The organism is Ruegeria sp. CDSC025 (assembly GCF_059610805.1).
Window position 1 is genome coordinate 286762 of sequence record NZ_JBXWOJ010000002.1, and the last position, 23996, is coordinate 310757.

General features: G+C 57.3%; 24 protein-coding genes. 9 read left to right on the plus strand and 15 right to left on the minus strand.

Going from position 1 to position 23996, the window contains the following annotated elements; all coding sequences use genetic code 11:
* Positions 1-28: 28 nt before the first annotated feature.
* From AC2FH8_RS04590 to AC2FH8_RS04600, 3 genes are all read right to left on the minus strand, one after another.
* Positions 29-433 (minus strand): DUF2147 domain-containing protein, encoded by a 405-nt coding sequence (locus AC2FH8_RS04590; RefSeq protein WP_496688503.1) that lies wholly within the window; start codon positions 431-433, stop codon positions 29-31.
* Between the two features lie 51 nt (positions 434-484).
* On the minus strand, positions 485-2290 hold the full coding sequence (locus AC2FH8_RS04595; protein ID WP_496688505.1) for an ABCB family ABC transporter ATP-binding protein/permease: 1806 nt from the start codon (positions 2288-2290) through the stop codon (positions 485-487).
* A 77-nt stretch (positions 2291-2367) separates the two neighbouring features.
* A complete protein-coding gene (locus AC2FH8_RS04600) occupies positions 2368-3621 on the minus strand; it encodes a LysM peptidoglycan-binding domain-containing protein (protein WP_496688507.1) in 1254 nt (417 codons plus the stop codon).
* A 126-nt stretch (positions 3622-3747) separates the two neighbouring features.
* Here AC2FH8_RS04600 and AC2FH8_RS04605 point away from each other — a divergent pair, with 126 nt between their 5' ends.
* Positions 3748-4311, plus strand: coding sequence for an LOG family protein (locus tag AC2FH8_RS04605; RefSeq protein WP_281994432.1), 564 nt, complete (start codon positions 3748-3750; stop codon positions 4309-4311).
* 36 nt (positions 4312-4347) lie between these two features.
* Here the strand turns inward: AC2FH8_RS04605 and AC2FH8_RS04610 are convergent, their stop codons facing one another.
* The 3 genes from AC2FH8_RS04610 to AC2FH8_RS04620 form a co-directional block, all read right to left on the minus strand.
* Positions 4348-4800 (minus strand): host attachment family protein, encoded by a 453-nt coding sequence (locus AC2FH8_RS04610; RefSeq protein ID WP_142633052.1) that lies wholly within the window; start codon positions 4798-4800, stop codon positions 4348-4350.
* A 208-nt stretch (positions 4801-5008) separates the two neighbouring features.
* On the minus strand, positions 5009-5890 hold the full coding sequence (locus tag AC2FH8_RS04615; RefSeq protein ID WP_246097120.1) for a metallophosphoesterase: 882 nt from the start codon (positions 5888-5890) through the stop codon (positions 5009-5011).
* Positions 5891-5894: 4 nt separating this feature from the next.
* On the minus strand, positions 5895-6494 hold the full coding sequence (locus AC2FH8_RS04620) for a superoxide dismutase (RefSeq protein ID WP_142633050.1): 600 nt from the start codon (positions 6492-6494) through the stop codon (positions 5895-5897).
* Positions 6495-6595: 101 nt separating this feature from the next.
* Here AC2FH8_RS04620 and AC2FH8_RS04625 point away from each other — a divergent pair, with 101 nt between their 5' ends.
* Positions 6596-7357, plus strand: coding sequence for an FkbM family methyltransferase (locus tag AC2FH8_RS04625; protein ID WP_281971889.1), 762 nt, complete (start codon positions 6596-6598; stop codon positions 7355-7357).
* Between the two features lie 100 nt (positions 7358-7457).
* Positions 7458-7853, plus strand: coding sequence for a hypothetical protein (locus AC2FH8_RS04630; RefSeq protein ID WP_142633046.1), 396 nt, complete (start codon positions 7458-7460; stop codon positions 7851-7853).
* 60 nt (positions 7854-7913) lie between these two features.
* On the opposite strand, the gene AC2FH8_RS04635 is transcribed toward AC2FH8_RS04630, so the two are convergent.
* From AC2FH8_RS04635 to AC2FH8_RS04650, 4 genes are all read right to left on the minus strand, one after another.
* A complete protein-coding gene (locus tag AC2FH8_RS04635) occupies positions 7914-8480 on the minus strand; it encodes a sarcosine oxidase subunit gamma (RefSeq protein ID WP_281971888.1) in 567 nt (188 codons plus the stop codon).
* Positions 8473-11487: a sarcosine oxidase subunit alpha family protein gene (locus AC2FH8_RS04640; RefSeq protein ID WP_496688510.1), complete on the minus strand. Its 3015-nt coding sequence runs from the start codon at positions 11485-11487 to the stop codon at positions 8473-8475. The genes AC2FH8_RS04635 and AC2FH8_RS04640 overlap by 8 nt, the downstream gene beginning before the upstream one ends.
* Positions 11488-11530: 43 nt before the next feature.
* Complete coding sequence (locus AC2FH8_RS04645; RefSeq protein WP_142633040.1) at positions 11531-11860, minus strand: sarcosine oxidase subunit delta; 330 nt, start codon at positions 11858-11860, stop codon at positions 11531-11533.
* 88 nt (positions 11861-11948) lie between these two features.
* Positions 11949-13193, minus strand: a complete 1245-nt coding sequence (locus tag AC2FH8_RS04650) for a sarcosine oxidase subunit beta family protein (RefSeq protein ID WP_271947765.1) — start codon at positions 13191-13193, stop codon at positions 11949-11951.
* A gap of 195 nt (positions 13194-13388) precedes the next feature.
* Here AC2FH8_RS04650 and ccmI point away from each other — a divergent pair, with 195 nt between their 5' ends.
* From ccmI to AC2FH8_RS04665, 3 genes are read left to right on the plus strand one after another with little or no spacing between them, the layout of a single operon-like run.
* Positions 13389-14612: a c-type cytochrome biogenesis protein CcmI gene (gene ccmI, locus AC2FH8_RS04655; protein WP_496688513.1), complete on the plus strand. Its 1224-nt coding sequence runs from the start codon at positions 13389-13391 to the stop codon at positions 14610-14612.
* Positions 14609-15073: a Holliday junction resolvase RuvX gene (gene ruvX, locus AC2FH8_RS04660; RefSeq protein ID WP_142633033.1), complete on the plus strand. Its 465-nt coding sequence runs from the start codon at positions 14609-14611 to the stop codon at positions 15071-15073. Before ccmI ends, ruvX begins: the two co-directional genes overlap by 4 nt.
* A gap of 16 nt (positions 15074-15089) precedes the next feature.
* Positions 15090-15323 carry a DUF1289 domain-containing protein gene (locus AC2FH8_RS04665; protein ID WP_142633031.1) on the plus strand — a complete coding sequence of 78 codons (234 nt, stop codon included), beginning with the start codon at positions 15090-15092 and terminating at the stop codon, positions 15321-15323.
* Positions 15324-15580: 257 nt separating this feature from the next.
* Here AC2FH8_RS04665 and AC2FH8_RS04670 read toward each other — a convergent pair whose 3' ends face one another.
* The 5 genes from AC2FH8_RS04670 to AC2FH8_RS04690 form a co-directional block, all read right to left on the minus strand.
* Complete coding sequence (locus AC2FH8_RS04670; RefSeq protein WP_142633029.1) at positions 15581-16309, minus strand: SpoIIAA family protein; 729 nt, start codon at positions 16307-16309, stop codon at positions 15581-15583.
* 35 nt (positions 16310-16344) lie between these two features.
* Positions 16345-17100 carry a phytanoyl-CoA dioxygenase family protein gene (locus tag AC2FH8_RS04675; protein ID WP_281971884.1) on the minus strand — a complete coding sequence of 252 codons (756 nt, stop codon included), beginning with the start codon at positions 17098-17100 and terminating at the stop codon, positions 16345-16347.
* Positions 17101-17123: 23 nt separating this feature from the next.
* Positions 17124-17948, minus strand: coding sequence for a sulfite exporter TauE/SafE family protein (locus AC2FH8_RS04680; RefSeq protein WP_142633025.1), 825 nt, complete (start codon positions 17946-17948; stop codon positions 17124-17126).
* Positions 17949-17986: 38 nt separating this feature from the next.
* Positions 17987-18982 (minus strand): tRNA dihydrouridine(20/20a) synthase DusA, encoded by a 996-nt coding sequence (dusA, locus tag AC2FH8_RS04685; protein ID WP_496688516.1) that lies wholly within the window; start codon positions 18980-18982, stop codon positions 17987-17989.
* Between the two features lie 126 nt (positions 18983-19108).
* The gene (locus tag AC2FH8_RS04690) at positions 19109-19720 is read right to left on the minus strand and encodes a TetR/AcrR family transcriptional regulator (protein WP_496688518.1); all 612 of its coding nucleotides are present in this window, start codon (positions 19718-19720) and stop codon (positions 19109-19111) included.
* 139 nt (positions 19721-19859) lie between these two features.
* Between AC2FH8_RS04690 and AC2FH8_RS04695 the strand changes: the two genes are divergently transcribed.
* From AC2FH8_RS04695 to AC2FH8_RS04705, 3 genes are all read left to right on the plus strand, one after another.
* Positions 19860-20324: a (2Fe-2S)-binding protein gene (locus AC2FH8_RS04695; RefSeq protein WP_496688520.1), complete on the plus strand. Its 465-nt coding sequence runs from the start codon at positions 19860-19862 to the stop codon at positions 20322-20324.
* Between the two features lie 3 nt (positions 20325-20327).
* Entirely contained in the window at positions 20328-22514 is a 2187-nt protein-coding gene (locus AC2FH8_RS04700; protein WP_496688522.1) for a molybdopterin cofactor-binding domain-containing protein, read from the plus strand.
* A gap of 110 nt (positions 22515-22624) precedes the next feature.
* Complete coding sequence (locus AC2FH8_RS04705; protein WP_142633016.1) at positions 22625-23944, plus strand: glutamine synthetase family protein; 1320 nt, start codon at positions 22625-22627, stop codon at positions 23942-23944.
* The last annotated feature ends 52 nt before the right edge of the window (positions 23945-23996 follow it).

Genomic DNA, 23996 nt, shown 5'->3' on the forward strand with positions numbered 1-23996 from the left:
CAACAGGGTTGGGCAATCCAGCCCTGTTTTACTCGCGCGTCCAGGTTTGATGCGCACAAATGTGATGTTCACACCCTTTGACCATCAGAGTGTCACCCTTCAGCGTCATTTGCGGAACTGCATCAACATCCACTAACGGCACCCAGAATTCACCCCCGCCATATTTACCACCGCCTTGGCTGCTGACATCCCAGAACAGTTTCTTTCCGATATTCGGCGTCTGTACTGCTTTTCCGCTGGCGTCATATGCAGATAAAATCTGACCACAGAACTTGTCACCGCAGGCTGTAATTTTGATGTCAGAGACGAGGTTCTTCCGGTCCGGCTCGGTCTTCCAAATTCCGATGATGGGGTCTCCAAGCGCATAGACCGGTGTAAGTGTGGCAACTGCCGCTATGGCTGGCACAATGAACTTGCGGAAATATTTATGCATAACAATACCTCAGATGCGTGATCTGTAGTGTAACATAGTTTGGGCCGCCTATCAGGCCGCCTGCATATCCGATTGCTGGCGATTCCAAAGCTGGGCATAACGCCCCTCACGTTTCAGCAATTCATCATGCGTGCCTTGCTCCAGGATTTTGCCACGCTCTAGCACTACAATACTGTCTGCCTCGGCGATTGTGCTCAGGCGATGGGCAATCGTCAGAACCGTACGCCCCTCGCCCGCATGGGCCAAAGCATCCTTGATGTCTTGTTCGGTATCTGTGTCCAGCGCCGATGTCGCCTCGTCCAGCAAAAGGATCGGCGGGTTTTTCAGCAGCGTTCTGGCAATACCGACCCGCTGCTTTTCCCCACCCGACAGCTTTAGCCCGCGCTCACCGACTGTGGTGTCATAGCCTTCGGGCAACGTAACTATGAAATCGTGGATCTGGGCAGCCCGGGCGGCGGCTTCGACATCTTCCTGCGTGGCTCCGTCGCGTCCATAGGCAATGTTATAGCGAATGGTATCGTTAAACAGCACGGTATCCTGCGGCACCACTCCGATTGCCGCGTGCAGGCTGGTCTGCGTGACGTCGCGCACATCCTGCCCATCAATTTTCAGCGCGCCCCCGGTGACATCGTAGAACCGGAACAGCAACCGACCGATGGTGGATTTACCCGACCCCGTCGCACCCACAATCGCTACGGTTTGGCCCGCAGGAATGGTTAAGGAAACACCTTTGAGAATTTCCCGCTCAGCATCATATCCGAATTGTACATCATGCAAGGTAACCTCACCCCCTGTTACATCCAGATCCGGTGCATTAGTCTTGTCGACCACTTCGGCGGGTTGTTCCAACAGGTCAAACATCTGGCCCATATCGACCAGAGATTGGCGGATTTCCCGATACACCGTACCCAAAAAATTCAGCGGTACGGTAATCTGGATCATATAGGCGTTGACCATAACGAAATCGCCCACGGTCAGCGTCCCGGCCTGCACCCCAATGGCTGCCAAGACCATCACACCGATCAATCCGCAGGTGATCAGAAAGGACTGCCCGAAATTTAGAAACGCCAGAGAATACGCCGTCTTGAGAGCCGCCCCCGCATAGGCTTTCATTGACACATCATACCGTTCAGCTTCACGCGTTTCGGCATTGAAATACTTGACGGTTTCAAAATTCAGCAGGCTGTCGATGGCGCGCTGGTTCGCCTCGGTATCCTGATCATTCATCTCGCGGCGCAGTTTCACGCGCCACTCGGTCACCGCAAATGTGAACCAGATATACAGCGCGATCGTTGCCGCGACGACCACCAGATACCAGACATCAAACAGCCACATCAGAATGATCGCAACAAGCAGCAGTTCAAGGATCAAAGGCCCGATGGAAAACAGCAGGAAACGCAAGAGGAACTCGACCCCTTTTACGCCGCGCTCGATAATACGGCTCAGACCGCCCGTGCGCCGCGTCACGTGATAGCGCATCGACAACTGGTGGATATGCTGGAAAGTTTCCAATGCCAGTGCGCGCAATGCCCGCTGCCCGACAGGAGCAAAGGCCGCATCCCGCAACTGCTGCAAACCAACAGTCATCATGCGCGCGACACCATATGCCACCGTCAACCCAACAGCACCCAGCGCTACGGGGGGAACGCCCTCGCCCGCCAGGCTATCAACCGCGCCTTTGTACAAAATCGGGGTGTAGACCGCGATCAACTTGGCCAGAACCAACATGCCCATAGCAATCAGAACGCGGCGCTTAACCCAGGGCTCATCCTCGGGCCAGAGATAAGGAGCAACTTTCCGGATTGTACGCCAGCCAGAGCTGCGCGCGTCCAATTTTGGGATATTGTCGGAATTCATCGGGGCTACTCGTCTCTTCACGTACCGGAACTGCGGTCAGAGAGTGCCCCTGACCCCGGAAGGTCAGAGGTACAGGATTATTCCGGAATGGTGAATACCTGCCCCGGATAGATCAGATCCGGGTCGCGGATCGCGCCTCGGTTGGCCTCGAACAGTTTGACATACAAGACACCATCGCCAAATCGTTCCCGAGAGATAGCCCAAAGCGTATCACCCTTTTGTACTGTAACCGAACGGATGGCCGGTGTTTCCTGAGAGGGTGCAGGCCCATCGTCCACTTCGGCCACGCTCAGAACTTCTAGAGGCTCACGCTTGAACGGGGTTTCCAGACGGCTTTTAACCGTGCCGTCCGAGGCAACCTCATCCACACGCAGCGTATACACACCGGGATCAATGCCTTCGATCTCGCTGCGCCATTTTCCATCATCCGTGGGCTGCATATCGGCGACCAGTTGGTTGTCCAGGTACACGCGTACCGCGGAACCATCAGCCACGCGGCCGGTCAGCTCGACCTCACCCTTGTCTGAATACCCGATCGTATCCAACGCAACCTGATCAGGTTCGGTGCTCTGAGGCGTCGCAGGTTGGACAAGCTCGACCCCGTCTTCCCCCGATCGCAGGATCGCAACCTGTTGTCCTTGCGTGGAATCTGTCGTTTCTTCGGAAGATGTGTCGTCGGTTTGAGCGACCTGCCCCGCCTCGGTTTCGTCGCCGCCTGCGGATTCGTCGGCTGCGGTGGTTTCTGCAGTATCGACCGATGCGACCTCTGGTTCAGGTTTGGGCAATGCCGCAATCAGATAGTCATCAGAGCGTACAGGTTGATCGACCCCATCGGTTTCCAGCGTCAGACCGCGTGCGGCGGTGGAAAACGGAATGGACACGAATTCTGCAAACTGGCCGCTGTCATCGACGGTAAAGCTGTGCAGTGTTTCGCCATCCAGCAACACTCGCACCTCAACGCCGGGCTCTGCGTTACCGGACAGAACCGCATTCCCATCAGGCTCGACGAAGATCTGGTCAAGGGCCGGAGGTGCAACTTCGGCAACATCCGCTACCGGTTCAGCAGTTTCGTCCGCCCCTTCTGTCGACGCCTCGGCTTCTATCGTATCCGTATCCGTATCGTCGGTCTGCGGGGCATCCCCTGTGTCGGAAGCTACAGAGGTGTTCTCTGACGCATCCTCCGCCACATCTGTTTGCGGCGCTGGGTCCAGAGGTGTGCGATCAAACGCGCCGGAAAAATACGCGCCGCCTGCGCCTAACAGAACCAGCAAACCGGCGATCACCCCCCAGGTGAAAGATCCGGAGCCTTCGCTACCCGAATTGGAATCCATACTCTTCCTTTCACTCCGCAGCGCAAATGCCTTATCTGCAACGCAATCTGCCTGACGGTTGAGCCAATCTATCAATACCGCTATCACGGGTCAAAACCCCAGATACAACCCCGGAGAACCCTCCCGATGTCTCAGAAATCCGTCTGTGTGTATTGCGGGTCACGCAATGGCGCCCAAACCAGCTATTCCGACGCCGCCCGGTCCTTTGGCCAGCTTCTGGCGCAGGAGGACTGGCGACTGGTCTATGGTGCTGGCGATGTGGGCCTGATGGGCGAAGTTGCGCGCGCAGCGCAATCCGCCGGAGGCGACACATTCGGCGTAATTCCCGTTCACCTGTTAAAGCGCGAGGTCGGCAAGACCGACCTGACCCGTTTCGTGATTACCGAAACGATGCACGAGCGGAAAAAGGTCATGATCATGAACGCCGATGCCGTGGTCGTCCTGCCGGGTGGTCCGGGTTCACTGGACGAATTGTTCGAAGCCCTGACATGGCGACAGTTGGGTCTGCACGACAAACCCATTCTGGTCATGAATGTTGATGGATATTGGGATGCCCTTCATGATCTTGTGCAGCAGGTCATCGGCCAGGGATTTGCGGACACATCTCTGGCCGATTTCATAACGTGGGTCGACAGCCCGGAAACGGCTATGTCGACACTGAGGGCGATGCTGGTCCCGCATAAGGGCTAGTCGGGCAGTATGGTCCGTCCGCAGATCGCCGGATACTCAACTGGCTGGTTTTAGACGGCTGATCAGAACCTGTTCCACTTTGTTCAGCGGGTGGTTGGTCAGGGTCTTATCAACCTCTGCAACCACTTTCCTTAAGACTTCGCTGTGCAGGCGGCGACGCAGAAGGCCCAGAACATGGGGGCTGGCGACCAAAACCAGGCGTTTATATGCGCCCTTCAAACCTTTGCGATTCAACAGATTTGCCACATCCTGCACGAACAGAGACTTGGCCTGCGATTTCCACTTGGGTTCTTCAACGGCAGATTTCTGATTGGGCCCATTGTCAGAGCGCCGCCCCGCCCGATCAGAGGGCCTAGCGTTTGGGACATCGCTTTCTTCGACCGAGACAACCACCAGATTGGGGTCTTCGGCATCCGTGATATTCTCCATGAACAGCGCCTTTTCCCCGTCGGCGATGACAATCCATGTTCCCTGCGTTAATGCGACCATTGTGATCTCCTGATTTGGTTTTCTGAGACCATCCCTCATCTTTCAGGCACGGCTAACCATTTGCGCAACTTTGTTTTTCGCTGCGCCGCCTGGAATTTTTTCAAGTGATTTGCGGCTCTCTCCTCCGCCACACTTAAAGTAAGCACTGCGCGCCGTCTTACAATCCGGCCGGACCGCGAAACTGCGGCTATAGGCGGGTTTTCACCGGTTAGGAGAACAGTTCGATTACCGTAATTTCGGGCGTTACACCAAAACGCACGGGCAGGATCGAACATCCGATACCCCCGGACACGACAAGATCACGATTGCCTTCGCGCACGTGACCATAGGCATAGCGATTGCCGAATTTCGAGGGCACCACCGGCGACCAGCCAAACAGCCGTACCTGCCCTCCATGAGTATGACCTGACAGGGTCAGGGCCACGCGATCGGGAACTTTGGGGAAGATATCCGGTTCATGCGCCATCATCACCACCGGGGCATCATCCGTGATCTGCCCAAGCGTCGCAGGCAGGTCATCCAGCCCTTGGTATCGACCATTGCCCGTATAAATCGCCAACTGATCTTCGAGGCCTGCAAGCCAAATCCCGGCACCATCCAGTTTGAAGGCCTCGTTTGAAAGCACCCGGATACCATTCCGTCTCAGCGCATCGCCGTACAGATTCGGCCCGCCCCTGCGCTTTTGGGCTGACCGGTCATCCCACCAATCGTGATTTCCCAGAACCGCATAGACACCATGCTTTGCCTGCAACCCGGACAACACCGGCGCCAGATCGGCAATTTTAACCGGTTGTAAATTTATCCTGTGCCCGGCGGCATAGTCCCCCAACAGCAGGATAAGGTCAGGTGACAGAGCGTTTGTGCGCCGAACGATCTGCTGGACTCTTTTCAACCCCACATAGGGCTCACCAACATGCAGATCAGCCAGCACCGCGATCCGCAGCGGCGGTGCGGTCCAATCCGCGCGCCGGATCCGCCACTTACGAACACGCAGGCGCAGCGCGGGTTCGATGAAGAAACCATACGTGGCAGCAAAAAGGCCTGCCAGCATCACTGCCAGCAGGCCCTTTATGAACCCTCTACGGGTCACTGGATCACATCCGCGAAGCGACGTTTTCCCAGTTCACCAGATTGTCGAGGAAGTTCGACAGGTACACCGGACGCTTGTTGCGGAAGTCTATGTAATATGAATGCTCCCACACGTCGCAGCCCAACAGAGCAGTCTGGCCAAAGCACAGCGGGTTCACGCCGTTTTCGGTCTTGGTCACGGCCAGCGAACCGTCCGCATTCTTGACCAGCCACGCCCAGCCCGAACCGAACTGACCGGCACCAGCCGCGCTGAACTGCGACTTGAACTCGTCAACCGAGCCAAAGCATTCGACCAGCGCCTTTTCCAGCTCGCCAGGCATGGCGTTGTCGCCGGGGCCCATCATCTCCCAGAACTGGTTGTGGTTCCAAAGCTGACTGATGTTGTTGAAGATGCCGTTTTGCGCGACGGCATTTGCGTCGTAGGTGCCGGTGATGATCTCTTCCAGCGACTTGCCGTCCCACTCGGTACCAGCGATCAGCTTGTTGCCGTTGTCGACATAGGCCTTGTGGTGCAGGTCGTGGTGAAATTCCAATGTTTCGGCGGACATGCCCTTGGCTGCCAGCGCGTCGTGTGCATAAGGAAGATCAGGAAGTTCAAAAGCCATCTCGGCCCCCTGTTTAAAATGTAAGTTGCGGTTCCCAAGGTTAAATGCTTTGGCAAGTGCCGCAGGTCAAGGGCAGAGATCATAAAACCCGGAGGTCCGCGATGCTAACTCAGGCGCGCAAGATGTTTTACCGCGCCCGCGGATACTATGCGGGCAGCCTGAATGGCGAGCCTTTCCGGCTGGATCCCTACCACTCGAAGTTCTGGCGCAAGGCCTCGGCCGGCGCGTGGGAGCCTGAGACTTTTGCCGTGCTGGATAGATATCTAACGCCGGACAGCGACTATCTGGACATCGGGGCATGGATCGGCCCAACGGTGCTGTACGGTGCCCGCAAAGCCCGCCACGTCTGGTGTTTCGAACCAGACCCCACCGCGTTTCGGCATCTGGCGTGGAATCTGGACCTGAACGACATTCGCAATGTTTCGGCATTTGGCGTCGCATTGTCGGATCAATTCGGCGTGGCCCGTATGGCATCCGTTCGCGGTGAACCCGGGGATTCCACCAGTTCACTGTTGCATGACGGGGTGCATGGGACAGATGCATTGACCATCGAGTGGGATCAGTTCGAGGCCGTAAATGACCTGTCCCGTGTCTCCTTGGTCAAGATGGATATCGAAGGGGCGGAATTTGCGGTTCTGCCGAGCCTTTTGCCCTTTCTGAAAAAGCATCGCCCGGCCCTGTATATTTCGCTCCACTCGCCCCTTCTGGCCGAGGAAGACCGGCTTATACGGACATCTCAACTCTTAGAAAGCCTTGCCTTCTACACTGAAATTCAAGACGAAAACGGGCACCCACTAAAGGTCGAAGAATTGCTGCAACCTCAAGAGTTGAAGCGGTATCGCGCCGTTGTGTTGCGTGAATAGAATGTGCAGAATTTTTTTCGTGCATTAGTTGCATATGCGCTTGAAACTCTCGCATTGTTTGGTGTCTTCCCTTCTGGATAGACCGATTAAACGAGGAACCATGAAATATCTTTTCTTAGCATCCATTTTTACCGTTTTTGCACAGGCAGCGGCGGCGGAAACAATTACTTACGATTGTGCCGTTCGCGACCGCGACGGAACCGGGTGGGTCGCGCCCCGCTATATCTTTGTTATTGATAAGGACGGCGTTAGTGCGCAAACAGCCAGCGGGCACAACGAAATGCAGTCCGCTAAGCTGAAAATTGATAGAAAGAAGCGTTACAAGCTGGATTGGCGCGTTGAGTTGACAGAGTTTGGCGGCCAAAAAGTCCGGGTAAATTACACGGCCCGCATTGACCCTTCTGACAACACCGTGAAACTGAGAGGCAACTGGGTGAATGCCAACTTTGTCAACAAGCCTTCAGGGCAAGGCAAATGCAAAGTGATCGATGGTTAAGCTTCGGTTAAACCGCAAAAGCCCCGGAAAATCCGGGGCTTTTTTTCCTAGCTTCGGAACCTAATAAACCCCGACCTCACTGCCCGGCTGCGCTGCGACCTTCAACAGTTTGAACACGTAGTCTGCGGTTGACCGGAAGCAGACGACGCGGAGAGTTTCGGCGTCATCCAGCCAGAACGCACCGGCAACCTGCGCCAAGCGCGAGCGGCGGATTTGGCCGGGTTGGAAGGCGTCAGCCGACAGATCTACCGGTGCCAGTTTGCCCAGAACTTCGCGAGCGTTCGAGCCCGAGATGCTGAACACCGCGCGGGCATCCGAGACGTTGACCGCCAGGGCATGCACACCGCTTAGCGCGTTGGTCATCGCGGCCAGTTTGGCCTCGACCTCGGCATATGGGACAAGCACAAGCAATTCGTCGGTGGACATCCAGCAAACACCGCTGTCTCCGTCGACAAATGCCTCGCGCTGGCCGGGTACTTTCTGGCCGGTGGCGTCTTTGACGGCCTTCACCAGAACCTTGTCGGACAGGTCGCCGCGCAGGGTGATCATGCCCTGCAGGCCGCATTCTTCAACCTTGGCGATGCCCTCATAGCTGGCGTGGTTCAGTGCGCTGATGGGTTCAGACATTCTGCTTCTCCCCGTCCTTGTCGAAGAAGATCGGATCCACGATCTTTGCTTTGTAGGATTTGCCATCGGTGCCCGGGAACTCGACAATCTCGCCCATGCGGTCAGGACCATGCTTGATCAAGCCCATGGCGATGCCTTTGCCCAGATTGGCCGAATAATAGGTTGAGGTCACACGACCGATCATGTTGCGCTGACCGTTGGCGTTGACGCCCTCTCCCACTGCGTAAGCCCCATCCGGGATGACAGAACCATCCACAGTCTCAAGACCCACCAGTTTCCAACGCTCGGGATCGGCCATATGGCTGCGCAAATGGGCACGTTTGCCGAGGTAATCCTCTTTCTTTTTCGAAAGCGCCCAATGCAGCCCCAGATCCTGCGGGATCACGGTTCCATCGGTTTCGTCGCCGATCATGATAAAGCCCTTCTCGGCCCGCAGTATGTGCAGACATTCAGTGCCATAGGGCATCACGCCGAATTCCTTGCCTGCATCCATCAGCGCATTCCAGAAGGCCTGCCCTTGTGATGCAGGGACGGCGATCTCGTACGACAGCTCACCCGAGAACGAGATGCGATAAGCCCGGCAATCAAAGTCGCCGATCTTGCCATCGCGCCACTCCATGAAGGGCAGCGCCTCTTTCGACACATCCATGCCGCCGAGCTTTTCAAGCACCTTGCGGGCGTTGGGGCCAACAACGGCGACCTGCGCATATTGCTCGGTCACGTTGGCAACATAGACTTTCCAGTCCCACCATTCGGTTTGCAGCCATTCTTCCATGTGACCGTGGATACGTTCGGCCCCGCCGGTGGTGGTGTGGCACAACCATGTGTCTTCGTCGATCCTGGCAACAACACCGTCGTCGATCAGAAAGCCATTCTCGGAACACATCAGGCCATAGCGGCATTTGCCGACCTTCAGAGTAGACATCATGTTGGTGTACATCATGTCCAGGAACTTGCCTGCGTCCGGCCCTTTGACGATCAGCTTGCCCAAGGTCGAGGCATCCAGCAGGCCGAGGTTCTCGCGGGTATTTTTCACCTCACGGTTCACGGCGTCATGCACGGATTCACCCGGACGAACATAGGCATAAGTCCGGCGCCAGTGGCCGACCGGCTCCCAATCGGCGCCGTTCTTGTCGTGCCAGTTGTGCATCGGGGTTTGACGGATTGGCTGGAACACCTCACCACGTGCCTCACCGCCGATAGATGCCATTGAAATTGGGGTGTAAGGCGGGCGGAACGTTGTTGTTCCAACCTTCGGGATTTCGGAGTCCAACGCATCAGCTAGGATCGCCAATCCGTTGATGTTACTCAGTTTACCCTGATCGGTTGCCATGCCCAGAGTGGTGTAACGCTTGGTATGTTCAACGCTCTCATACCCCTCACGCGCAGCAAGTTGCACGTCCGAAACTTTGACGTCGTTTTGGAAGTCCAGCCAGGACTTCATCCGCAGTTGAATATCCGCGTTCGCAGGCATCAACCAGACCGCAGCCATAGGTGCCTCTGACGTAGTTTCCCCGACAGGCGCTTTGGTGCGTTTGGTTTTGAATCCAGCCGCTTTGGCTGCGGCCTTACCGGCTGCATCGGCATCGGCCAGCACATCGCCCAGCGCCATCGGGCCATTCGATGCCCCGGCGGCTACGACGAACCCTTCGCCATCGGCCCCAAGCGGGGGTCGCGCAGGATCCGGCCGGAAATGCGCATTGGCATCGTCCCAGATCAGCTTGCCGCCGCAGTGCGACCACATATGCACGACCGGAGACCAACCGCCCGACATCGCAACCGCATCGCATTCCACCTCTTCACGGGCGCCACCGATGCCGTCCTGATTGCAGATGGCAACTTTCTTGACGCGTTTGCCGCCTTTGACTTTGGCAATGGCCTTGCCCACATCGACGCGGATACCCAGTTGGCGCGCCTCTTCAGCCAGAGGGCCGGAGGTAGCCCTTGCGTCAACCACACGCAAGATATCGACACCGGCCTGTTTCAAGGTGATCGCAGTCCGGTAGGCGTCGTCATTATTGGTGGCCACAATCACCTTTTCACCGGGTGTCACACCCCAGTTCACGACATAATCCCGCATGGCCGAGGCCAGCATGACACCCGGCACATCATTACCCGCAAAAGACAACGGACGCTCAATCGCACCGGTAGCAGTCACGACCTGTTTCGCCCGAATACGCCAGAGACGATGGCGCGGGCCCTGTGCACCAGGCTTGTGGTCTGTCAGGCGTTCATAGCCCAGCACATAGCCATGGTCATAGACCCCTGCACCCATGCAGCGGTTGCGCAAGATGACGTTGCCCATTGTTTCAAGTTCGGAAACAATTTGTTCCACAAACTTATCCACAGGCTCATCATTGATTGTGCCGCCATCAACTGGGGCACGGCCACCCCAATGCGCGGTCTGCTCAATCAACATGACCTTTGCACCGGACTGAGCGGCCACTTTGGCAGCCTGCAAACCGGCCACGCCGCCACCGATCACCAACACATCGACGAAGTTGTAGAAATGCTCATAGGTATCCGCATCACGGCTGTCCTTGTCGGGGGCTTTGCCCAGACCGGCAGATTGGCGGATGAACGGCTCGTAGACATGTTTCCAGAACGGCTTGGGATGAATGAACATCTTGTAATAGAAGCCAGCCGGCAAGAACCGCGACAGGTGCGTATTGATCGCACCGATATCAAATTCCAGGTTCGGCCAGTGGTTCTGAGAGATCGAGGTCAGACCGTTGAACAGCTCGGTCGTGGTGGCGCGCTGGTTCGGCTCGAACCGATTGCCCTGCCCCAGACCGACCAGAGCGTTGGGTTCTTCCGCACCACTGGCGACAACACCACGTGGGCGGTGATACTTGAACGACCGGCCCATCATCATCTGATCATTAGCCAGCAAGGCCGAGGCAAGCGTGTCGCCTTCGTAGCCCTGCATCGAAGTGCCGTTGAAGGAGAATGTGACCTGTTTCGACCGGTCAATCAGCCGGCCTTGATTTGCGAGACGGGTGCTCATGATGCGGACCTTTCGCAGGCGGAATTACGGGTGGTGGCGCGGATCATTTGTATTCTCTCCACGTCCAGCCAGGGCGCTTGGCGGTGATCGCCTCGCGAATTTCTTTGGGCGGCTCAAACACCTGGGCAGAGTAGGTGCCGAAAACTTCGAGCGTTTGCGTGCAGCGCGCCGCGTGGAACCACTTGCCGCATCCATTCGCATGGCGCCAGCGTTCGAAATGAACGCCTTTAGGGTTTTCACGCATGAACAGGTAATCGTGGAAATCACCATCTGATGAGCCCGGACCGAAACGCTTCAGATGCGCCTCGCCACCGGCGGCCAGTTCGGTTTCTTCGGCATCGACACCGCAATAGGGGCAATTCAGGATCAGCATATGTTCATCCTCTCGGCAGCAGGCGAGACCATGCTGCATGCGAAATCTAAGTAACGGGTGCGCGAGATTTTTCGCCGAAAAATCTCCATCAGTGCGCAACCCCGGCCGCGACGCTTTCGTCGATGAAGCGGCCTTCTTTGAAACGATCCAACGAGAACGCCTCGGTCAGCGGTGAATGACCCGTGGCCATCAGCTGTGCCATGCCCCAGCCGGACCCCGGAATGGCCTTGAAGCCACCGGTGCCCCAGCCACCGTTGATGAAACAGTTCCCCAGGGGTGTTTTTGACAGGATGGGCGAGCGGTCGCCGGTCATATCCACGATCCCGCCCCATTGCCGCAGCATTTTCAGACGTGAGATCATCGGGAAGGTCTCGACCAACGCGCGCACAGTTTCTTCGATATGGTGGAAGCTGCCGCGTTGGGTGTAGTTGTTGAACCCGTCGGTGCCGCCACCGATCACCATCTCTCCCTTGTCGGATTGCGACATGTAGCCATGCACCGTGTTGGCCATCACGACCACGTCCATGCAGGGTTTGATCGGCTCAGACACCAGCGCCTGCAGAGCAATCGCCTCAAGCGGCAGACGGAAGCCCGCCATTTCGGCCAGTTGACCGGAATGGCCCGCAACCACGATGCCCAGCTTGTCACAGTCGATCGCACCTTTGGTGGTGTCGACACCGACAACACGACCATCCTGTGACCGAACCCCGGTCACTTCGCATTGCTGGATGATATCCATGCCCATGGCGGAACAAGCGCGCGCATAGCCCCAAGCCACCGCATCGTGACGGGCGGTGCCACCGCGTTCCTGCCACAGCGCACCCAGAACCGGATAGCGCGGGCCTTCGAGATTGATGATTGGCACCAGTTCCTTGACCCGTTCAGGTGTGATCCATTCAGTCTTTACACCCTGCAGCGCATTCGCATGAGCCGTGCGCTGATAGCCGCGGATTTCATGCTGGGTCTGCGCCAGCATCATCACGCCGCGCGGGCTGAACATGACGTTATAATTCAGGTCCTGGCTCAGATCCTCATAAAGGCTGCGCGCCTTTTCATAGATCGCGGCAGACGGATCCTGCAGATAGTTCGAGCGGATGATGGTTGTGTTCCGACCGGTATTACCACCGCCCAACCAGCCTTTTTCGATCACAGCGACATTCTGGATGCCATAGTTCTTACCCAGGTAATAGGCGGTTGCCAGACCATGGCCACCCGCCCCCACAATGATGGCGTCATAGCGTTTCTTGGGCTCGGGCGAACGCCAGGCGCGTTCCCATCCGGTATGATAGCGCAGCGCTTCGCGCGCCACAGCAAAGGCTGAATAGTGTTTCATAAGCGAATCCATCCGGTTCGGTGATTGGCGCAGGTATGCCGTGTAACCGCCTTTGGCCCCTGCCGTGCAACGCCATAATATCGCACTATTGCGACATCGCCCTTATTATTGCGACATGAAGCCCCCTCGCGGCCATTTGTCCCTTTTTTCCGCCCCGCCACAGGTCTAAGTCAGGACAGCCATCTTGGAGTTATCATGACCTTCTGGGCCCTCATCATAGCCACCGCCGTCCTGATAGCGGTTTTTCTTGGGATTTCGATACTGCGTAGGCGAGATACGCGCGAACCATCCACTGCGTATGACTTGCAGGTCTATCGTGAACAGTTGGCCAGCGTAGATCGAGACCTGGCCCGTGGTGTCATCGCTGACGCAGATGCCGAGCGAGTTCGCACGGAAATTTCACGCCGCATTCTTGCGGCTGATGCGCAGATGCAATCTTTGTCTGAACCGCAAGGGCCTTCCAAATGGATCTCGGTTACGGCATCCATATTTGTCGCGGTCATCCTGGTAGGCGGAGGATCCTGGATGTATCTGAAGCTTGGTGCAGCCGGGCTCCCCGATCAGCCCCTGTCATTGCGGCTAGAAATGGCCGATGCTCTGCGCACAGAGCGCCCCAGTCAGGCCGAGGCAGAAGCCGCCACGCCACCCGCACCACTGCCACAGCTTGACGAAAGCTATGCCTCTCTTCTCGGGCAACTACGCGAAACCGTTTCCGGTCGTCCTGATGACCTACAAGGACATATCCTTCTTGCCCAGCACGAGGCGAACGCAGGTAACTTCCATGCCGCCTACAAAGCGCAGCAACGTGTGATCGAACTGTCCGGGAATACTGCACCCGCAGATGCCTATTCGCATCTTGCCGAGATGATGATCCTTGCTACCAACGGATATATCTCGCCCGAAGCTGAAGACGCATTGAAACAGTCATTGCAGCGTGATCCACGCCATGGTCCGGCCTTGTATTACCTGGGACAGATGATGGTACAGGTCGGACGACCTGATATCGGTTACAGGATCTGGGTGGATGCACTTGGAAGCGCGCCGACAAATGCCCCCTGGGTAACGGCCATTCGCGCACAGATGGACGATCTGGCCTTTCGTGCGGGTGTGTTCAATGCCGCCCCTATACCAGCAGGGAACCCAGGCCCCGGTGAGGATGACATCGAGGCCGCTGCATCTCTGACCGCACAAGAGCGACAAGAGATGATCCTTGGCATGGTCGAGCAACTGTCAGACAGGCTTGCAACCGAAGGCGGTTCCCCCGAAGAATGGGCCCGGCTGATCGGTGCCCTTGGGGTGGTTGGCGACATCGACCGGGCCACCGCGATCTACGCCGAAGCCCAATCCGTATTCTCGGACAATGACAACGCACTGGATATCCTTGGTGCGGCAGCAGCTCAGGCTGGGGTGACCCAATGATCCATGACATTTTTGAGGAATTTGCAGGCGCGCTTGCGCCTATGAGCGCGTTGATCGGTCTCGATCTGGGAGAAAAGACTATCGGGGTTGCAGTCTCGGACCGGATGCGCGGTGTTGCTAGCCCGCTGGAGACCGTAAGGCGTAAGAAATTCACTCTGGATTCTGCCCGTCTGCTGGAAATCATAGCCGACCGTGAGATCGGGGGCATCCTACTGGGTCTGCCGAAAAACATGGATGGTAGCGAAGGGCCACGCTGCCAGTCCACCCGTGCCTTTGCCCGAAACCTGTCCCGTTTGACCGAAGTTCCGATCGGGTTCTGGGACGAACGGCTCAGCACGGTTGCGGCAGAAAAGGCACTGCTTGAGGCGGATACGACACGAAAGCGTCGCGGACAGGTTATCGACCACGTCGCGGCAGGCTATATTCTGCAAGGCGCGCTGGACAGAATGCGCTTTCTTTAAGGATCGGAAAACGCTGATGTCGAACATGGTTTGGAAAAGGAACGAGGTCGAAAGCCCGTGCATCCAGATCTGCGTTGTGCACCCGACCGAGCGTATTTGTACCGGTTGCTACCGCACGATCGACGAAATCTCTCGCTGGTCAAAAATGGACAGCTCTGAGCGCGCCGATATCATGGCAGACCTACCGTCTCGCAAACCGCTGCTTGCCAAACGGCGCGGCGGCCGGGCGGGGCGGCTCAACAAGGCCTGAGATTTCCACAAAAGGATGTGATTGCTGAATCTGCACCGCTGCGGGCTGGTCTGAACTACGAGGGGGTCAAGTTCGATGACAGCTGGTGAGTGAGTGGCAACCCACAGCGGCGCGTTTCAACAATCGATCCTCTGCAGTGGTTCGGCAGAGGAGTTCGATCTGTGTACGCCTTTTTTGACCAATCGATCAAGAAAAATCCTCGCTGATATTTCTGTGCCCTGACGTAAATGTCACAGCAGGCTCAAGCCGCTGCGTTTCTACCCAGACGCAAGCCATGTTTTGGCGTTCTGAATTTCCTCGGCGGGAAAGAACTGAGTGCGTGTGCCAAGGATGTGGCTGGCCACCCGTTGGGCCAGATGTTGCCAGGCTTTGTCGCCAACAACCGCTGCCCGATCCAGATTACCAATATGCCCCCGGGCCAGCCGAAAATGCGAGGCAAGCGCCGTAAGGCCTTGCCATCCGTCAAACTTGGACAGATCAATCAGCAGGCGAAACCCCTGTTTCTCCTGCAAAATGTAGTCCAGATCGGTTTCGGCCTTTTTGAATTCGTCAGGGTCGAGTTTTCCCATCAGGCTGACCTGCACGCAGGGGCCGCCCAGATCCATAACGTGAATAGAGCCCAGAGATTCGCGCAACCATCGGCGCGCTTCTTCAATATTCGCGTGATCGAATACCTGCACAGGGCAAGGGAAAAGCGGAGCCGCAAGCCGGATACTGGTCTGAACCCAACCCTGATCCGCCACAACTCCAATTCGGTCAAAGCCGCGCCAGTGGCTGAGGCCCAATTTTGTATCCGACCAAACCGCATTCAGATCGTACCCTTTGAACTCTGGCTGCACTATCGCCAACAACCGCACTGTATCGTGTTCGGCCAGTGCGGCCTCAATCGCCGGGATCAATGTTGTGGAATAGTCCGTACCTGTCACTTCGCCGGAAAGCTCGATTTCAATCAATGCTCCGTCAGAGTTTTTGTGGACAGCAATCATCAAAAAATCCTCCAAATCTGTATAATGACAGAACGTTAGGAGGATTTGATCCATTCGGCCACACCGCCAGCGCATTCAGGCCGAAAATAGGCGATCATCCGGCCATCCGACCCAGCCTCAGCCCCGCTACCCCATGGCGCTACCCCGTGCAGGCAGTGGCGGTGCAGCAGATAGGCCTCGCCCGGACGTGCGGGCAATACGATGCGACGGCAAGTATCAAAGACCTCACGACGGGCAGCCTGATAAACATCTGTTATGTCCACCTGATCCAGAGTGTCCGGGCGCTTGTCTTCAAGTGCATCCGCAAATGCAGCCTGCATGATCTTGTGGCTACCTTCCCAAAGAACCATCGGGGACGCATTCTCGCTGGCATCAGTCAATGGAATGCCCAGAATCCACGCATGCGGTTCCTCGACCCTGCGGCGCCTGTCCGGGCCGGACGGGCGTAAACCATCCACATGGGCCGCATCCCGCTTTGCTCGATACTGGGCAGCAGACTCGCCCTCTCCGCGTCGGGGCAACGGGTAGCCGGGGTAAATGACCGAGACCTGGGCTTTGTGCAATGGCAACGACCCATAACGCGACACTATGAAATCCATGACGGCCCCGGTCAGAACCGGGGACCCCTGGACCCTGCCCTCGGTGTCGTTGTTCAGCGCGTCGACCCCAATGAACCAGGTCCCTTCACAGTCCAGCCAATGCGCGAATTCCGGATCCGTCGCAGCAGCGCGTGCTGCAGGCAGCGCATAAGATACCCAGTCCAGAATAGCCCGGTCGTGGGGAAATTTCACCCAACCCTTTTCCTCGAAAGAACTCAAAAACCCAACGCCTTGCGCAACATATTCAGGGCGACCAGAGTCAGGAAGACCGCGAATATCCGCTTGAGCGGCTTTGGATCCATCGCATGGGCCAACTTTACGCCCCAGGGCGCAGTGATCATGGTCATGGCGACCACAATCCCAAAGGCAATCAGATTGACGGCGCCGATGGTAAAGGGCGGGCGGTGTTCAGGGGCAATTTCGAGAAACAGGAACCCCATGACCGAGGGCACAGCGATGATCACGCCAAACCCGGCCGCCGTGGCGACAGCCCGGTGAATTGGCGTGTTGAACAAGCTCATTAACGGCACGCCAAAGCTGCCGCCGCCGATACCCATCAGAACGGATAGGAAGCCGACCGAGGGCGACAGGAGAGCGCGTTTCAGGCCCTTGGGCATGGCGTCTCCAAGCCGCCATTCGGATTTACCCAGACCAAGATAGGCACCAATCACCATACCCAATACACCGAACAGGGCCTGCAATGCCTCGGTCCGAAGAGCGGATGCCACCATCACGCCCAACACCGCACCGATGGCGATGCCCGGACCCCAACTGCTCAGGATATCCCAATCAACGGCACCCTTTTTGTTATGTGCCAGAACCGACCGTAGTGAGGTTACGATAATCGTTGCCAGTGAGGTGGCGAGGCACAGCTGCATCAACTGCGGGCCGCCATACCCAAGGGTCTGAAACGCATAGAAAAAAGCAGGGACCAGCACGATGCCTCCGCCGACACCCAACAGACCCGCCAAAACGCCTGCCAGCGCTCCGATCACCAGCAGAAGAACCAGCATCTGAGCAAGCAACATTACTTCGGGCATCATTCCCCCCAACCGACCTTTTGCCGTATTGCCACCATTCAGGCCTCGGTCAGAGGCGCGACATGATCCAGTGCCTGCAACATAACCTCGGGGCCCGCCCCGTCATGCACTGCACCTTCAGACAGGGTCCGTCGCCAAGCCCGCGCACCCGGCCGTCCTGCGAACAGGCCAAGCATATGTCGCGTAATCTGGTGCAAGCGCCCTCCGCCAGCAAGATGGCATTCGATATAAGGCACCATTTTCCGGACAACAGCAAACGGGTCGGCGGCCTGACCGACCCCAAAAATCACAGGATCCGCTGTGGACAGAACATCTGACGGCTGATGATACGCAGCCCGCCCGATCATCACACCATCCAGCCCTGCATCCAGATGCCCGCGCGCCTGTTCCAGATCAGCAATGCCACCATTTATAGAGATGTGCATATCCGGGAATTCCGCCTTCATCCGATGCACGAGATCATAATCCAAAGGCGGTATATCCCGGTTTTCCTTGGGGCTGAGCCCTTGCAGCCAGGCTTTGCGCGCGTGAATTGTGACCCGAGAGCATCCCGCTTGCCTGATCTGGCTCAGAAACTCAGGCAAAATGTCTTCGGGCTGTTGGTCGTCGACTCCAATGCGGCATTTGACCGTGACATCTACGTCCACGGCTTCGCGCATTGCGGCAACACAATCCGCAACGCGGTCAGGGGATTTCATCAGCACCGCACCAAAAGTGCCAGATTGCACTCGATCAGACGGGCAGCCACAATTCAGATTGATCTCATCATAACCAGCATCCGCCCCCAACCGGGCCGCTTGTGCCAATTCCTGAGGGTTCGACCCGCCCAGTTGCAGGGCCACGGGATGCTCCTGCGGGTTGTGGTCCAGCAAATGCAGCGCACCACCCCGAACTAACGCAGGCGCTGTTACCATTTCAGTGTACAGCAGCGCCTCGGTGCTCAGCAACCGATGCAGATAACGACAATGCCTGTCCGTCCAATCCATCATAGGGGCGACGCTCAGGCGTGCGGCTTGTCTTACCTTGTCATTCAATGCTGAGTCCTCGTCGCACCCGGTATCCAATCAGACGGATCGAAACCGCAAATTCCTGCCCCTCGAATCGGGCAGCCCGGGGTTTAGCATATTCGAAAGGGGCCGTCCTTGTGTCTGCCAACCGCGTTACCGATTGTCGACACCGTACCGGCAAATCATCATTTCGACGCTGCGCTGAATGGTATCAGACATTTCGTCCTGACTAAGTACGGTCCCGCAAAAAACCATGGGCCAGAATGCCCTGCTCTTGATCAATCCGATGAATTCACGACCCGCGATGTCGGGGTTATCGATGCGTAGCTGACCATCCTCTGCCGCATCTTTAAGCATGGCCGAGAAGATGGCAGTTTTGTCCAATTTGCCCTGCGCGGCGACCGCAAGGTCGGGATTGCGCAAGGTTTCGCTGATCACCATACGCGACATCGCCATCACCTCGGGTGACATGAGAATGCGTCCCTCGGCCCAGGCCAGATCGGTCAGTTGCTCTTGGATATCCCGGCCCTTTTCGTATCTGATATCCAACACCTCAGAGAAGCGGTTCGACAGCTCAACCACGATCGAGCGGAACAGGTTTTCCTTACTTTCGAAATACTTGTACAGTGTGCGCTTGGAGACCTCGGCCCGTGCCGAGATCCGATCCATACTGGCCGCCGAGAACCCCTTTTCCTGGAATTCAGCTACGGCAGCCTCGATGATCTGGGCATGCTTTAATGCTTTCGGTGCGCTGAGGTCATTCATGCTCCAAAGCTATAGACCCTTTGACACGAGCCGGTCAAACGCTAGGTAAACTCTCGGGTTTACAATGCCCTGCCCCCTGCCTAAGGTAAACCCGCCAGTTTACCGATTCAGGTAACCAGCCCAACAGGAGATCCCCCCAATGGCTTTGACATTGAAACTGAACGGCCAGACCCACACGGTCGAGGCCGAGCCCGGCACGCCCCTTCTGTGGGTAATCCGGGACGAACTGAAGATGACAGGAACCAAGTTCGGCTGCGGTGTCGCGTCCTGTGGGGCCTGCACCGTGCATCTGGACGGAGAGCCTGTGCGTTCTTGCCAGACGTATATTGAGGATGTCGAAGACGCCGAAATCACCACGATCGAAGCTGTCGGAAACAACGATATTGGCGCCGCGGTACAGCAGGCCTGGGTCGAATTGGACGTGGTTCAATGCGGTTACTGCCAATCCGGTCAGGTGATGTCGGCGGTCGGATTGCTGTCCGAAAACCCAAAGCCCAGCGTTGAAGAAATCGACGACTACATGTCCGGCAACGCCTGTCGCTGTGCCACCTATCAACGCATCCGCGCCGGTATCCAGCGCGCATCCGAAATTCTGGAGGCCTGATCCATGACCATCAACACCTCTCGCCGTGGTTTTCTAAAAGGCGCTGCTGCAACCGGTGCCGTCTTGCTGGTTGGGGCCCGCCCCGATGGCGTTCTGGCTGCGGCCTCGTCCGAGACGACGCAGCTCAACCCATTTGTTAAGATTGACGCCGACGGCACCGTGACCGCCATCGTCAAACACTTCGAAAAGGGTCAGGGCCCCGCGACCGGCCTTCCGACGCTTATCGCCGAGGAAATCGGCATCACTATGGACCAAATTAAATACGAATTCGCGCCGTCGAACCCCCAAGTCTATAACAACCTGCTGTTCGGCCCCTTCCAAGGCACCGGCGGGTCAACCGCGATGGCGAATTCCTGGCTGCAATACCGTCAGGCTGGCGCTGCTGCCCGTGAGATGCTGATCAACGCCGCCGCCCAAAGATGGGGCGTCGATGCATCAGGCATCACCATTGAGGAAGGCATCGTCAAAGCAGACGAGAAATCTGCACCGATTGCCGATTTCGTGGCAGCCGCTTCGCAGATGGAAGCGCCGACCGAGCCACGCCTGAAAGACCCCTCGGAATTCCGCCTGATCGGAAACGAGGCCGTGCGTCGCAAGGACTCGGCAATCAAAGGCAACGGACAGGCGATGTACGCCATGGATGTCCACCTGCCCAACCAGATGGTTGCGATGATCAAACGTCCGGAGTCGCGCGGTGGTGTTGTCATCAGCTTTGACGACAGCGCCTCGAAAGAGATCAAAGGCTATATCAGCGCCACTGCATTGCCCAATCAGGCGGGCGTTGCGGTCTATGCCGAAGATACCTGGGCCGCGATTCAGGCGCGTGACGCGCTTGAGGTCGAATGGGACATGTCCGGCGCTGAAACCCGCCACTCGGATCAGATCAAGGCCGAGATCATGGACGCGCTGAATGCCGAGCCCGCCTATAACGTGAACAAGGCAGATGTTGCCACGGTTTCGGCGGCGATCGACGCGGCGGATACGGTCGTAGAAAAAACTTTTTACTACCCGCTTCTCGCCCATGCTCCGATGGAGCCACTGAACTGCACAATCGAACAGACAGCAGAGGGTGACATCGTTCTGCATGATGGCGCTCAGATGCCAACCGGCCCGCACATGGCGTATCAGCAAATCTTTCAGCTGCCACCCGAGAAAATCCACATCAGAACGATGCTGGCCGGCGGGTCTTTCGGGCGTCGCGCAACACCGGATGCGGACTATCAGGTTGAGGCCGCGTTGGCCTTTGTTGTCACTGACCGCTCGCGCCCGGTCAAACTGGTCTGGACGCGGGAAGACGACATTCGCAGCGGGTATTACCGCCCGGCCTTCGGCCACAAAGTTCGTGTCGGGTTGAATGCGGAGGGGAATATCGTGGGATGGCAGCATCAGGTTGCTGGGCAATCGATCATGAAGGGCACCCCGTTCGAAGCGGTTGCAGTGCATGACGGCGTCGACCACAGCTCGATCGAGGGCATCGCAGACAGCCCCTATGATATTCCGGGGATGGCGCTTGGACTGACCGACACACCCAAGGCCACATCGGTCCTATGGTGGCGGTCGGTAGGACATACCCACACTGCCTATACGATGGAAACAATGATGGATTTGGCCGCCACCGCCGCGGGCCGTGACCCGGTTGAGTTCCGTCTCGCACATCTGGCGGATGCGGGTAATGCAGACCAACAGCGCAAGGCCTCAGTTCTGAAACTTGCGGCCGAGAAAGCAGATTGGGGCAACGTCCCTGCCGGTCGAGCGCAAGGTATTGCGGTGCACAAATCCTTTGGTTCTTATGTGGCTGAGGTGGTCGAAATCTCGGGCGATCCGGATGACGGTATCAAGATCGAAAAGGTCACCTGTGCTGTCGATTGCGGTATCGCGGTGAACCCCGACGTGGTGCGTGCCCAGATGGAAGGTGGCATCGGCTATGGCATCGGGCATGTGATGCGCGATCAGATCACACTGACCGGCGGTTCCGTGGATCAATACAACTTCCCGGATTACGAGCCCCTTCGGATCGGCGATATAGCTACAATCGACGTCCACATCCTGCCCTCGGCCGAGGCCCCCACAGGCGTGGGCGAACCCGGCACGCCGCCCTCGGCCCCCGCGCTCGCGAACGCAATCAAGGCAATGTCGGGGACCTTGATTGCCGATCTGCCGATGGCCGAGAACGGCATAAGCTTTGCATAAGGTCCCGACCCCGCGCCGAAAAAAACGGCGCGGGGATAATTTGATCAAATTTCGTGACAAGGCGCTTTGTGTCGATTAAACCTCGGAGTACCAGAATGATGGAGACGCCGATGGACCTGAACGCCCTACACAGTTTTCGCGTAGCGGCCTGCGACCTTAACGGTCAGCTGCGCGGCAAACGCGTGCCTCCTTCTTATGCTGACAAGCTGAGTAAAGGTGTGGTGCGGATGCCCTTTTCGGCATTGAATGTTGATCTGTGGGGCGCGGATATCGAGGATAGCCCGCTTGTGTTTGAATCAGGCGACGCGGACGGCATATTACTGCCAACCGAGCGTGGCCCCGTCCCAGTTCCCTGGCTTGAAACCGAAACAGCGCTGGTGTTGATGTCCCTGTATGACGATCAGGGCAAGCCCTTTGCCGGCGACCCTCGCCATGCTCTGACCTCGGTGCTGCAACGCTATGCCGAGCGTGGCTGGTCTGTTGTTGCGGCGACCGAGCTGGAATTCACGCTATTGGACTCATCAGGTGCACGGCCGGTGCCTCCGATCAATCCTTTGACGGGGCGACGGTTGGTCGACGAGGCAGTCCTGTCCATGGCGGAAATGGATGCGTTCGACGCCTTTTTCACAGACCTCTATGACGGATGCGAGGCAATGAGCATCCCGGCTCAAACCGCCATTTCCGAAAGCGGGATCGGCCAGTTTGAAATCAACCTGAACCATCAGGACGCCATGCGCTGCGCAGATGATACGTTGCTTTTCAAGGTGTTGACTCGTGGCCTTGCACGCAAACATGGGTTTACCGCAACTTTCATGGCCAAACCCTATGCCCAGGATGCGGGCAATGGGATGCATGTCCATTTTTCGGTCGTCGACCAGGATGGGCAAAATATCTTTGACAATGGCGGGCCTGAAGGCACTGATCTTTTGCGCTCGGCCATAGCCGGATGTCTGTCCGCAATGCCTGGTTCAACTCTGATTTTTGCACCGCACGGGAACTCCTACACCCGGCTTGTCCCCGGCGCCCATGCCCCAACTGAGGCATGCTGGGCTTATGAAAATCGCACTGCCGCGCTGCGCGTTCCCGGCGGCGCGCCCTCTGCCCGCAGGATCGAACATCGCGTTGCTGGTGGTGACATCAATCCCTACCTCATGCTGAGCGCCGTACTCGGTGCGGCGCTGAACGGCATCGAGGACGGAACTGAACCGCCAGCTCCAATCACGGGCAACGCCTATGAGATCGACGGCCTGCCGCAACTCGCTGGCGACTGGGCTTCAGCCATCACCGCCCTTGAAACCGATCCGCAAGTTGCGCGCATCTTTCCCGCCCCGCTGATCAGCAATCTTGCCATGACAAAGCGACAAGAGATCCTGCGCTTTGACGAACGCCCACCCGAGGAGCATTGGCTAAGTTATCTCGAGGCGGTTTGAGCCCCCTTGCCCGCTTCGTTCTGCTCAGCTAGAATAAATTTGATCAAATTTG